Origin of the sequence: Frankia sp. EI5c, assembly GCF_001636565.1 — a bacterium.
Lineage (GTDB): Bacteria > Actinomycetota > Actinomycetes > Frankiales > Frankiaceae > Parafrankia.
Window position 1 is genome coordinate 101,540 of sequence record NZ_LRTK01000005.1, and the last position, 12,232, is coordinate 113,771.

Consider the following 12,232-nt stretch of genomic DNA (forward strand, 5'->3'; position numbering starts at 1 on the left):
GTCAGTGCCCGTCCTCTCCTCCTCCGGCGTGCCCGGCGGCACGCGCCCTCCCGGAGCCGCGGCCCGCGCCGGAGCCCGCGCCGGGCCCCGCCGCTCGCGGGCCGGCGGTCCCCACCAGCTCCCCCGCGAGCACCTGGGCATGGATCTGCCGCAGTTCGGCGCTCGGTTCCACCCCCAGCTCCCGGGACAGCAGCTGGTAGGCGGTGCGGTAGGCGGCGAGCGCGTCGGCTCGGTGCCCACTGCGGCTGGCCGCGACCAGGAACTGCCCCNACAGCCGCTCCCGCAGCGGGTACTGCATCGTCAGCGCCCGCAGCATCGGCAGGACCCGGTCGTACTGGCCGCGGCCGAGCAGCGCGTCGACGAGATCCTCGTGGACGACGGCCCGCAGCTCCCCCAGCCGGGCTCCCTCGGTGTGCGCGACCTCCTCCGGAAGGTCCTCGTATGGTTCGCCCCGCCACATGCCCAGCGCCTCACCGAGCAGCTCCGCGGCGCGGCCGTCGTCCCCGCTCCACCGGGCGTCCTGCCCCTGGCGGGCGAGCTCCTCGAAGAGCCAGACGTCGACCTCGGGCGCGGCGGCGTTGAGCCGGTACGCGCCCGGGCGGCTCTGGATGCGGCCGAGGCCCGCCGTCTCCCCGGGCGGCAGGATCTGGCGCAGATCCGAGACGTAGGTCTTGATGTTGCCGATGGCCGACGGCGGCGGATCGGCGTCCCAGAGCACCGCGCGCAGGTGCTCGGTGCTCATCCACCGGCCGCGGCCCAGGAGCAGCAGGGAGAGCAGTCGTCGCTTCTTCGGCTGGGCGATCGGCACGGCGCTGCCGTCGGCTGCGTACACTTCCAGCGGGCCCAGGATCCGAAAGGGCAGGTGCCGCCGCGGTTCCATAGCCCCTGTTCTCCCCCGCCGGCGAGGGCCCTGAACGGAGCGCGTCCCGCCGAGACGTCCCGATGCCCGGTCCGTGCCGCCGCGACGGAAAGGTCCGCAGCCGCGCCGAACCGGCGGGCCAGCGCACGCGGCCGGGCTGAGTCAGCGCACCGGGCGCCGGTTGTAGGCGGCGACCGTGGCGACCAGATCACCTACCGTCGCGAAGTTCACCGCGAGGAAAGTGGGCCGCAGCCCCCGCGCCGCGCACTGCTCGGCGTGCGCGGCCAGCGACGACTCGGTGTTCACCAGGGCGGCGTCCATCCGGGTGGCGCCGTGGTCGGTGAGCCAGTGGTTGATCAGGAGCATCTGCGGCCGCGGGGCCCCCCGGCCCAGGCGGCAGGTGAAACCCCCGGGAATCCGCACGTCGAACGGTGTGTCCGCGTTCGAGCGGAAGAAGTTGCGGTACCAGGTCCCGGGGACGTCGCCGTTCTCGGCGAACACCACGAGGCGGCGGCCGCGATCGATCATCTGGCCCAGCGTCGGCCACGGCCGGCCCGCTCCCGGCGGGCGGGCCAGGTACTGGCCGAGCCCGGCGGCCCGGAACGCCGCCATGACCGGTTCGGGCGGGACCTCATCCTGCAGGATCAGCGTGATGACCTCCGCCGGGTTGCGCGCGAGCCAGCCGGCGACGCCCGCCAGCGCGTCGTCCAGCGGCGTCGCGCCGAGCTGGCAGATGCCGTGACAGAGCCAGAGCCCGGGCCGCTGCGAGCGGGCGCCGGTGGCGAACGGGGCGAGGGCCGCGCGGGCCCGCGGCCGCAGCCCGTCCAGGAACGTCTCGACCTCGGCGGGGGTCGTCCAGTGGTGCACATCGATCATCAGTGCGCGGACGCCGCTGTCGAGCTGGCCGACCAGGTCCGGGTCCTGCACGGCACCGAGGAAACCGGCGCGCACCGACGCCATGCCGTTGTGGGTCGTCGGGTAGAGGACGTCGGAGTACCGCCGGGAGCACAGGTCGACCCCGCCGTTGCAGAAGGCGGTACCGGTCCCGGCCCGGCCCGGGTTCACCGCCCAGGACGCCGCGACGAACACCGAGGACACAGCGGTGACGGCCACCAGGCGCCTGGCACGTCCCTGCGCGCGGTAGAGGCGGGGGACGGCCGCCGCCACGGTCCCGAGGCCGAGCCCGGTCACCAGCGGCACGGCCGCCATCGCGAGCCACGTCGACCGGGCGTTGTGGACGAGCACCCGACCGACGTCGGACACCAGCCGCTGCCCGGCCGGCGGCAACGGCGAGCCGGGGCCGCGCAGCGGGGCCAGCGGATCGCCAGCCACGGCGGTCACGACCAACGCCATGACGGTCGCGGTCGCCCCGGCGGCCACGAACGCGGCCGTCACCGTCCGCGCCAGCACCGCGGGCCCGGCCCGAGCGGCCGGCGGCATCGGCCCGCGGCTCGCCGTGCGCACCAGCACGGCCGCCCGCGCCAGCGCCACCGCGGGCACGGCGAAACAGAGCACGGCCAGCGTGACCATGCCCGTCCCGCCGACTCCGTGGATCGCGCGCAGCACAGCTCCGGCGGGGCCCGCCCGGCCGGCCGAGAGCGGGCGTCCCAGGTCCAGCACCGTGCCGCCGGCCAGCCGCGCGCGCAGGTCCGCGACCGCCGAGACGTCCCCCGAGAAGAGCATCGGGCCGACAACCGCCAGGGCCTCCCCGAGGTCACCGGAGCGCAGTGCCACCTGCACCTGCTCGCGTGCCCCCGGGCGCTTCGGTTCCGGCACCCGGCTCAGCAGCAGGTCGGCCACCCAGGTGATCTGGCCGTCGGTGAGGTCGATCTCGGGGACGGAGGCGGGTGGACGGCCCTGGCTCACCCGGTCCACCCCGTCCAGCACGTCGCGCAGCGCCGCCGCGACGTCCTCGGTCCGGTAGCGGGGGGCGCCGGACACCTGCCCGGCCAGGTAGACGGAGGCGAGCCGACCTATGTTGTCGAGAATCGGGCGTAGGTCGGCGGCCACGACGAACTCCGCCCGGCTCCCGTCCAGGTACGCGGCCACACTGTCCGCGACGCCGTCGGTCATTCCGCGCAGCGCGGACGGCGGGACGACGAGCAGCAGGTTGTCGACCACCAGATCCGGGTCGACGGGCAGGTCCGCCAGCAGGTCCCCGGTCACCTCCGCCAGCACCGGATCCGTCAGGACCTCGTCGCTGATCCGCTCGTGGACCTGTGCCTCCGCCAGCGCGGCGCGGTAGAAGTCGCTGTTCTGCGCGGTCTGGTGGACCGTGAGCACGGCGATGCCGGCCGGGGCGAAGACTGCCGCGGCCAGCACCGCCAGGCAGGTCCCGCGGGTGGATCGGCGCCGTGCCGACAGGCCTGTCCACCGGGGACGGTACGGCCGGCCCATGGGACGCCAGGCTACCCAGGCCGCCGACCGGAGCCCGGCACGAAAGCCGAGGTCATCCCACGTTTGGTGGAAAGACGCGCCGCTGGGAACACCCAGACGGGGTAGGCCCACACGGAACGGACCCGCGCGAGACCGGGGCCGCCGACGAACCGAGGTGCCCGATGGCCGTGCACACAAGCCCGCCACGCGAACGCCCGCTCACCGGCCCGCCACGCGGACGGCAGGCCCAGGAACGTGGGCGAGGCGCCCTGATCTGGTCGCTGACCGCGGTTGTGGTGGTGGGGGTGATCCTCGCCCTGGTCGGGATGATCCTGAACGCCTGGCTGCTGCTCGGCCTGGCCGCGGCCGCGGCCGCGCTCGCGGCCCTCGCACTGTTGCCGGCGGGGGTGATGTCCCACGTCATCACCACCGAGTCGGCGACCGATCGCGGGCCGCGGTGAAATCCCGGCTGGTCCGACGGGAGGAAGAAACATGGACACAATGGCAATCGATCAGCCGCGCCGCCGGGACATGCTGCAGGTCCCGCGCACGAAGGGCGCGCTCAGCGGCATCCTGATCCTGGCCGCGGGCATCTGGGGGGCGCTGATCCCCCTCGTGGGACCGTACTTCGACTTCGGCTTCACCAACGATGCGTGGTCCTGGACCGCGACCCAGTTCTGGTTGTCGATCCTGCCCGGCATCGTGGCGATCGTCGCCGGCCTGATCCTGATGTTCAGCCGCAACCGGGCCGCCGCGGCGTTCGGCGCGGCCCTCGCGGTCGTGGCTGGCGTCTGGTTCATCGTCGGGCCGCCGCTGTCGCAGATCTGGAACCCCGGCGCGCTCGGGATGCCGCTGGGCGGCAAGGTCACCCAGGCACTGGTAATGATCAGTTTCTTCTACGGGCTGGGTGCGCTGATCCTGTTCCTCGGCTCCAGCGCGTTGGGCCGGTTCAGTGTGGTCGGAGTGCGTGACGTCGCGGTCGCGCGCAGCCGCCGTCTCGGTGCCCCCGAGGCCGGCTGGCACCTGCGCGGTCACGGCCGGCACGCGGAAGGCACCGGCCGGGACCGCGCCGCCGTGGGCGGGGCGCGGGCCGACCGCGACGAGGAGTACGAGCAGGCCGGGCCGGGCAGGCACCGGGCCCGTGGAACGGAGGCCGGCCGGGAGCGGGCGGCCGCCGGCTCGGAGCGGTACCCCGCGCCGGGGGCCGATGACTCCTCGGTCTACCCCGACGAGCCCAGGCGGTCCCACAACGGGCACTCGGACCGACGTGCGTCCGTCGACCACGGCACCTACGACCAGGGCGGCACTGGCGAGCGCGGTGCCTACGACCGCGGAGCTGACGACCGCGGCGCTCTGGACCGCGGCGCCGATGACCGCGGCGCTCTCGACCGCGGCACGTACGACCGCGGCGTCGACGACCGCGGTGCCGTTGATCGCGGTGCCTACGACCGTGGGTCCGATCATCCCGTCGGAGCCGGTTCGGGCACGCGCTCACCGCGTCACCACTGGTGGGAGCGCGGGCACTGACCGCTCTGCCGGCGCCGAACCCTCGGTCGCCAACCGCGCCCGGCCGTCCGGGCGGGGCGGTCCGCCACGCCGGCGGGCCGGCACCGCCCGGCGCGCCGGGCGGCGGCGATGCCACGTCGCCCACGTGCGGGCGCCTCCAGTCCGGCACCCTGGTAGGAACAGCCAGATGAGCGACGAGAACACGACCGCGGCGGCCGAGCCGGCACCCGACGAGCTGCTCTATTCGGTCCAGGACGCGATCGCCACGATCACACTCAACCGACCCCAGGTCAGGAACGCCTTCACGCTGACCATGATCGACCGGTGGGCGGCGGCCCTGCGCGAGGCCGAGGCCGACCCGGCTGTCCGGGTCGTGGTCGTGACCGGTGCCGGCGGGGCCTTCTGCTCCGGGATCGACCTGGCGGTGCTCAGCGGCATCGAACCCACCCCGATCGCGCGGCGCCGGATGCTCACCGACGGCGTCCACAAGGTCGCCCGGGCGGTGCTGGATCTCAACAAGCCCCTGATCGCGGCCATCAGCGGTGTGGCGGTCGGTGCCGGGCTGGACATGGCGCTGATGTGCGACCTGCGGTTCGCCGCCCGCTCCGCGCGGCTCTCCGAGGGCTACATCAAAATCGGGCTGGTGCCCGGGGACGGCGGGACCTACCTGCTCCCCCGCCTGGTGGGGCCAGCCAAGGCGCTGGAGCTGCTCCTCAGCGGCGACACCGTGGACGGGGTGGAGGCGGAGCGGATCGGCATGGTGAACCGCGTCTACGAGGAGGCCGTTCTCCTCGACGAGACCTATGCGTTCGCGCGGCGCATCGCGGCGATGTCACCCATCTCCGCCGGCATGATCAAAAGGGCGGTCTACCAGTCCCAGAACCTGGACCTGCGGACGAACCTGGACCTCATCGCGTCACACATGGCGATCGTGCAGTCCACCGAGGACTACGCCGAGGCCCGGTCGGCGTTCGGCGAGCGCCGCGCCCCGACGTTCGTCAACCGCTGACCGGCTGCCCGGCCGGCCCCCCGGCCGCTTCCGGGCCGGGCCAGCCGGCCGGGTAGGCGTGGCGGTGCAGTTCGCGGGCGGCCACCGCCCGGCGCAGGTCGTCGGCGGCGTCGACGACCACCCGGGCGAGCACCGGTCCGGTCGCCGCGGCGCCGAGCAGGTGCCGCGCCGCCGCGAGAGTCTCGGCCCGCACCGCGTACCGGGGGAAGGCCGCGGCCGCGATCTGCCGCAGGGCATGGGGTGACCTGGTCCTGGCCAGCCGGGGCATCTCGGCGAAGTACCGGTCGACGTAGGGATCTGTCAGATCCTGCTGCTCCGGCTGCCAGAAGCCCTGGGCGGTCGCGGCGACCAACCGCGCCGAGGTCTCCAGGTCGGCGGTGATGACCTTCCAGGCCCGGGACTTGGCCGCCGGGTCCCCGGCCGCGGCCCGGATCCGGGCCGCCAGCTCGGCGCCCCGGGTGCTGCGGTCGCGGCCCAGCTCGGCCGCGATCTCCCGCTCGCCGGCCGCGCCCAGCACCACCAGCCGGTCCAGCAGGCGCCAGCGCAGATCCGGGTCGACGACCAGACCCGGCGGCACCCCCCGGCCCTGGAGCCAGCCACGCAGCCGTCCCACCTCCGGCGGCGCGGCGCAGGCGATCAGGCCACGGGCCGCCGCCAGCAGCAGTCCGCTCCCGTCCGCCCCGGCGGCCGGCTCCCGGCCCGGTGCGGCGCCGTCGATCACCACCTGGCAGGCGCTCACCAGCGCGCCCCGCGCGACCGGCCGGTCCGACCCGGGCAGGAAACGGTCCACGACCGCGCCGGCGGCGAAACCCAGCGCGTCCTCCAGGACGGCGACCGAGCGCTCGGTGCGCAACGCCCGCGCGGCCAGCCGCAGGTAGTCACCCGCCGGCCACTCGGCGTCCCGGGTCATGTCGGCGGCGGCGGACCACACGAGGGCCCGTGCCAGCGGATCGGCCAGGTCCGCGAGGACCACATCGAGCCGGGCCAGGTCCACCGCCGCGAAACGCACCCTGGCGAACGTGAGGTCGCCGTCGTTGACCAACAGCAGACGTCCGGGCCGGGTACCCACCAGCTCCGGCACCGCCGCTCCGCCCCCGGGCGCCACCTGGTCCAGATCGACCTGGACGCGGCGCAGCAGCCGCAGCGGCCCCCCGCGCGGGTCGGCGTCGTACACCCCGACACCGATCCGGTGCGGCCGCGCGGCCGGCGGCTCCTCCGACAAGCCCGCCGGCAGCTCCGCCGGCGGCTCGGCCGGGTCGGTCCGCACCACCTCGACGGCCGCGTACGCGCCCCGCCCGTCCAGGCGCACCCGCGGCCGCAGGGTGTCGGTCCCGGCGCGGCGGAGCCAGGCCTCGGCCCACGCCGCCAGGTCCTTCCCACTCGCCCGGGCCAGGGCCGCCAGCAGGTCGGCGAGCGTGGCGTTACCGAAGGCGTGCGCGTCGAAGTAGGCCCGCAGGCCCGCCAGGAACGCCTCGTCCCCCATCCATTCGACGAGCTGGCGCAGCGCCGAGGCGCCCTTGGCGTAGGAGATACCGTCGAAGTTGAGCAGGGCGGCCGCCGTGTCCTCGACGGCGGCCGGCGCCACCGGATGGGTGGACGGCCGCTGGTCCGCCGCATAGCCCCAGCTCTTGCGGCCCACCGCGAAGCTCGTCCAGGCCTCGGAGTGCTCCGTGACGGCTGCCGTTACCCGGGTGCCCATGTACTCGGCGAACGACTCGTTGAGCCACAGGTCGTCCCACCACCGCATGGTGACGAGGTCGCCGAACCACATGTGGGCCATCTCGTGCGCGATCACGACGGCCCGCCGCTCCCGCTCGGCCTCGGTCACCGCCGAGCGGAACACCAGTTCGTCCCGGAAGACCACCAGGCCGGGGTTCTCCATCGCGCCCATGTTGAACTCCGGCACGAAGGCCTGGTCGTACTTCCCGAAGGGGTAACGAACTCCGAACAGCGCGTGGTAGTGATCCAGGCAGGCGGTGGTGATCCGGAAGATCTCCGCCGTCTGGTCGTCCAGGTGGGGCGCGAGGGAGCGGCGGCACAGCAGCCCCAGCGGGACACCGTCGTGGGTTCTGCTCCACACCTGGTACGGCCCGGCCACCAGGGAGACCACATAGGTGGCCAGCGGCGCGGTCCGCGCGAACTCCCAGCGACCCGGCGCCACCCGGGTGCCGGCACCGTTGGCCCGCACCTCCCACGACTCGGGCGCGGCGACCGCCAGGCTCAGCGGCGCCTTGAGGTCGGGCTGGTCGAAACAGGCGAAGATCCGGGGGGCGTCGTCGAGGAACGACTGGGCGTAGAGATAGACCTCGCCGTCCTCGGTGTCGGTGAACCGGTGCAGCCCTTCGCCGGTGTTCGTGCACGCCATGGTCGCCCGGACGACCAGGGTGTTCACCGCCTCCAGACCGGTCAGGACCCCCCGGTCGCCCTGCCACCAGCCNGGATCCAGCTCCCGGCCGTTGAGCTGGGCCGACTCCACCGAGATCGCCCGCAGGTCGACGAACGTGCTGGCTCCCGGCTCGCCGCAGGTGAACGACACGGTGCTGGTGGAGGTGAACCGCGGGCCCTCCGGCGTCCCGGTCAGGTCGAGATCGACCTGGTAGGAGCGAACCCGGACCAGCATGGCTCGGGCCACGGCCTCGGCCTGGCTAAGCGGCTGCATCAGCCGACGGTAGTGGGCGGACGGCCCCGCCGGCCGGCCGGGTGACCTGCCCCGGGCGGGCCGCACCGGACGGGCCGGAGAACTGGTTCACTGATCGACGTCCTCCCCCGCGTGGAACACAGGGGAGTTCCGACTCCTACAGCGCCTTCGGCCCGAAGGCCAGCCCATCTCCGGGAGAGCTGGTGACGAACCGCGCCGTTGTCCCCGGCCGCGAGGAGGCGGACACCACCCGCCCGCCGGTCGTGACCATGAGCGATCTGACCCGGACGGGCGGGGAGATCCTCACCGACCGCAAGGGCCGGCTCGTCGTCCGGCACGGCTACCTCGTCGTCAAGACCCACCTGGCGCAGGACGCCGCGCGCCCGCTGCTCGCCCGGCTGCGCCTCGCCGCGGACCCGCGGCTGGCCGGGCTGCTCCTGGCTCCGCTGCGCCTCCAGGGCGGTGACGACGACCTGCTGGCATCGGTCGACGGCCGCCTCGTCAGCGCCTGGCCGGCGGCCAGGGCGCTGCGGCTCCAGGACGTCGAGCGGCACGTCGAAGCCGCCCCCTGGACGGCCGCCGCCAAGCTGCTCGCCCGCCTGCACGGCACGGATCTCGCCGCCTTCCCACCGGACGCCGTACCGCCCGCCGGGGTCTGCGCCCGGCTGCGGCGAGCCATGGAACAACTGGAGGACGCACTCGCCGCGGCGCCCCGAAGCGCCGAGATCACCCGCCTCGCGGACGACATCCGGCGGGCGCGGGCCGGGCTTCCGGCCTGGCTGGAGCGGACCCCGGCTCGGCCCGGTGGCCCGGTGGCGCTGATCCACGGCGACTGGCACCTCGGCCAGGTCGTCAGCACCGCCGGCACGCCTGGCCCGGCCGGCACGCCTGGCCCGGCCGGCACGCCTGGCCCGGCCGGCACGCCTGGCCCGGCCGGGACGCCGGAGGCCGCGGCGGACCCACAGTGGCGCATCATCGACATCGACGATCTCGGCTGGGGTGACCCCGCCTGGGACCTGGCGCGCCCGGCCGCCTGGTTCGCCGCGGGCGTGCTGCCGCCCGCGGTCTGGGCACGCTTCGCCGACACCTACCGCGCGGCCGGCGGGGTGGCACTCGGCACGGGCCCGGATCCCTGGGACACCCTGGACGGACCGGCCCGGGCGGTGACGGTGCAGTACGCGGCGGGAGCCGTCACCGAGTACCTGCTGCGCGGCACCCCGTTCGACGACGGTGCCCACGCCTTCCTGGCCTGCGCCCGGCGGCTGGCCCGGTGACGGTGAGCCGCGAGCGGCGTGTTCGTGCGCGTGTTGATCGTCACCGCCCGCCTCCAGCGCCGCCGTGCAGGGGCTGGTTCGGCACGCCGGGGAAAAGCTCGGTCGCGGGTCCCTCGGTCACATCGCCGTTCAGCTTCGTGACGAGGTGGGGGGTGAACACCGCCCCGTACAACAGGTTGCCGAGCAGGACAACGGAGACGACGGACAGCGCCGCCGCACCAGCGCCGCTCTTCGTCCTCCGCTCGGCCCAGGCGCCGATGACCGTGCGGCCCTCGGCGTCGGTCCGTCCGAGGAGATACGTGAAGACCATCATCTGTACGCCCATCGCGAGGGCGTCGTACAGGGGGTACTGGTGTTTGGTCCCCTCGGACATCGCGAGTCCGGGGATGACGCGGCCGTAGTAGAAGACGCCGGCCCGCACGCCGAAGACCCCGTTGAAGAGCAGGGCCCAGACGTAGCCGACGGCGAGCCCCACGGTGAGGAGACCGATCGGCCGCCGCCACCCGAACCTCGCCCGCAGCCGCCGCTCGAGCGCGACGCCGATGAGCGCCGGAGACACAACGATCGAGCTGGACGTCGCCAGGGCCACCGCCACCTGGCTGAACGAGCACGGTTCCGGCATCGGTGGCCGTCCGATCGAGCTGGTGACCTGCGAGGCGAAGGGCGATCCCGGCACCGGCACGGACTACGGCAACAGGATGATCGAAGAAGACGTCGTCGCCGTCGCCATCGGCCACACGGCCGTGGATGGACGCCCAGCAACGGAAAGGCCAACCCGAAGTATCCGGCGGTGTGTGTCCGTGGTGGTCTGGTCGCGACGTTGAACGACGAGGGCGTTCCCGGCTCCTACCGAATCCTGGGGTCGTCCCCCATCGAGGGCTGAGCGGCCGGGGGCCCGGCCTGGGCGCGAACACATCCGGCCAGATTCGATGACCCGCGGCGGGGCGGCTGTGGAGTCCGACGAGGAGGAAAGTCGTTGTCTTACGAGAGCAGTGCNGAGCCGATCAGATTCGGTTACCTCCTGGACTTCCGGCTTCCGGACGGCTATCCGCAGGAGCTGCGGGACGACCTCACCCGGCCGTTCGAGCTCGTCTTCGAAGACGCTCATCGCGACGGCCTGATCGATCGCCCGGTGGAGATCGTGTTCCGTGAGGTGGAGGGTCTCCCGAAAGGCTCCGTCAAGGCGGTGATCGACGCCTATGGCGAGCTGGTGGACGACGGCTGCCTCGCCGTCTTCGGGCCGGCCATCACCGACAACTGCGTGCCCACGCGGGAGGCGATCGAGGAGCGGTTCCGAGTCCCGGCGATCAGCGTCACCGGCACGGACGACTGGCTCGGGGAGTGGACGTTCTCGCTCCCGCAGGGNTCGCTGACCGATGAGCCGATCTTCTGGGCCCAGCTGCNGGCGAAGGGCGGCCACCCGGACGTGGGCTGCCTGATCGAGCAGTCACTCGTCGGTGAGACCTACATCAGACACTTCCGGAAGGCGTGTGCGGCGCAGGGCATCCGGATCGTGGCCGAGGAGTGGATCGCCCAGACCGCGCAGGATGTCGGCGCCGCCGTCCGCGCCCTGCACGAGGCCAATGCCTCGGCCCTCGTGCACTGCGGGTTCGGTTTCGGGGTCGTGCACGTCAATCCGGCACTGGAAGCGCTCGGCTGGGACCCGCCCCGCTTCATGGGCACCGCCTTCCAGAACGCCTGGATCAACGAGGTGATGTGGAAGGCGATTCTGGGCTGGACCGGCATCGACCAGTACGACGAGGGGAACCTCGTCGGCCAGCGGTTCCTCGACCGGTACAACGCCGTTTACGGACGGCGGCCGGAGTGGTGCGTACCCGTGGTGAACCGCGATCTCGCCACCGTCCTGGTGCACGCCTTCGCCGACGCCCACCCGCTGAGCCCGCGCGGCGTGCGGGACGCGCTCGAGCGCGTGAAGATGCTCCCCGCCGCCGCCGGCGCCCCGGGAACCCGGCTGTCGTTCGGCAAGTGGACCCGGCGGGGCTGGATGGGCGCCGGCTACCTGGTGGCCCGACGTCTGGACCCGGACGGCGTCAACTCGCACCTCGTCGATCGCTTCGGCTGACGCGGTGCCGCACCTCCCGGCGCCGCCGGCCGAGGCCTCGGCCGGCGGTCTCAGGCGCCTGCCCCGCTGAGTGACTCACGGCCTGCCGGCGAGGTGTCGCTCGCGCCACGAAGCACCGTGTCCCGGGACAGGCCGAGAGCTGGTCGGGGGCCGGCGCTGCGCACGATGTTCTGCGGCATCCAGATCAGACTGAACAGGCACCGTGCCCGCAGGTCCGCGGAGGCACCTTCGAGGCGGAGGTCTCCGGACCGGATCCCGCCNGTCACCAGCGACCTGACCTGGCGCAGCTGCGTCGGGAACGTCCAGGCGAGGTCGGGGCTGTCGGGCGGTGTCTGCCGGAACATGGAGAACTGGATCCTGAACTCGTCCGCGAACTGGTCCATGAGGTTGATGTCGAGCCACATGAGGGCGTCGAGCTTCTCGACGGCGGTCGAGGGCGAGCGGAGCACCGCGCTCCAGCCGGCGGTCACGTTCGCGACGAAGGAGG

The 12,232-nt window shown here is 73.7% G+C and carries 7 protein-coding genes and 7 pseudogenes; 6 read left to right on the forward strand and 8 right to left on the reverse strand.

Annotated elements, in window-relative coordinates:
• Nucleotide 1: 1 nt before the first annotated feature.
• From UG55_RS31300 to UG55_RS02100, 3 genes and pseudogenes are all read right to left on the reverse strand, one after another.
• The coding region (locus UG55_RS31300; RefSeq protein WP_304440376.1) for a BTAD domain-containing putative transcriptional regulator at nucleotides 2-269 on the reverse strand (268 nt) is incomplete at its 5' end.
• Between the two features lies 1 nt (nucleotide 270).
• Nucleotides 271-880: pseudogene (locus tag UG55_RS31305) on the reverse strand (BTAD domain-containing putative transcriptional regulator); the annotation flags it as partial.
• 141 nt (nucleotides 881-1,021) lie between these two features.
• The gene (locus UG55_RS02100; protein ID WP_066062580.1) at nucleotides 1,022-3,181 is read right to left on the reverse strand and encodes a hypothetical protein; all 2,160 of its coding nucleotides are present in this window, start codon (nucleotides 3,179-3,181) and stop codon (nucleotides 1,022-1,024) included.
• Nucleotides 3,182-3,417: 236 nt separating this feature from the next.
• Here UG55_RS02100 and UG55_RS02105 point away from each other — a divergent pair, with 236 nt between their 5' ends.
• From UG55_RS02105 to UG55_RS02115, 3 genes are all read left to right on the forward strand, one after another.
• Nucleotides 3,418-3,696 (forward strand): hypothetical protein, encoded by a 279-nt coding sequence (locus UG55_RS02105; RefSeq protein ID WP_083986313.1) that lies wholly within the window; start codon nucleotides 3,418-3,420, stop codon nucleotides 3,694-3,696.
• A 31-nt stretch (nucleotides 3,697-3,727) separates the two neighbouring features.
• Complete coding sequence (locus tag UG55_RS02110) at nucleotides 3,728-4,762, forward strand: DUF308 domain-containing protein (RefSeq protein WP_242423612.1); 1,035 nt, start codon at nucleotides 3,728-3,730, stop codon at nucleotides 4,760-4,762.
• Nucleotides 4,763-4,928: 166 nt separating this feature from the next.
• Nucleotides 4,929-5,750, forward strand: coding sequence for an enoyl-CoA hydratase/isomerase family protein (locus tag UG55_RS02115; protein WP_066061984.1), 822 nt, complete (start codon nucleotides 4,929-4,931; stop codon nucleotides 5,748-5,750).
• On the opposite strand, the gene pepN is transcribed toward UG55_RS02115, so the two are convergent.
• Both pepN and UG55_RS31310 read right to left on the reverse strand, forming a co-directional pair.
• On the reverse strand, nucleotides 5,740-8,187 hold a 2,448-nt coding region (gene pepN / locus UG55_RS02120; protein ID WP_242423613.1), incomplete at its 5' end, for an aminopeptidase N. The two genes, UG55_RS02115 and pepN, sit on opposite strands and share 11 nt — an antisense overlap.
• Nucleotide 8,188: 1 nt before the next feature.
• Nucleotides 8,189-8,409, reverse strand: a pseudogene (locus UG55_RS31310) (hypothetical protein); the annotation flags it as partial.
• A 182-nt stretch (nucleotides 8,410-8,591) separates the two neighbouring features.
• Between UG55_RS31310 and UG55_RS02125 the strand changes: the two are divergent.
• On the forward strand, nucleotides 8,592-9,662 hold the full coding sequence (locus UG55_RS02125; RefSeq protein WP_242423614.1) for a phosphotransferase family protein: 1,071 nt from the start codon (nucleotides 8,592-8,594) through the stop codon (nucleotides 9,660-9,662).
• A gap of 40 nt (nucleotides 9,663-9,702) precedes the next feature.
• On the opposite strand, the pseudogene UG55_RS02130 reads toward UG55_RS02125, so the two are convergent.
• A pseudogene (locus UG55_RS02130) lies at nucleotides 9,703-10,230 on the reverse strand (spirocyclase AveC family protein); the annotation flags it as partial.
• 429 nt (nucleotides 10,231-10,659) lie between these two features.
• On the opposite strand from UG55_RS02130, the pseudogene UG55_RS31315 reads away from it, so the two are divergent.
• Both UG55_RS31315 and UG55_RS31325 read left to right on the forward strand, forming a co-directional pair.
• Nucleotides 10,660-11,027, forward strand: a pseudogene (locus UG55_RS31315) (ABC transporter substrate-binding protein); the annotation flags it as partial.
• 39 nt (nucleotides 11,028-11,066) lie between these two features.
• A pseudogene (locus UG55_RS31325) lies at nucleotides 11,067-11,745 on the forward strand (ABC transporter substrate-binding protein); the annotation flags it as partial.
• 50 nt (nucleotides 11,746-11,795) lie between these two features.
• Here UG55_RS31325 and UG55_RS31330 read toward each other — a convergent pair.
• Both UG55_RS31330 and UG55_RS46585 read right to left on the reverse strand, forming a co-directional pair.
• Nucleotides 11,796-12,005 (reverse strand): annotated as a pseudogene (locus UG55_RS31330) (hypothetical protein); the annotation flags it as partial.
• Between the two features lies 1 nt (nucleotide 12,006).
• A pseudogene (locus UG55_RS46585) lies at nucleotides 12,007-12,232 on the reverse strand (TetR family transcriptional regulator); the annotation flags it as partial.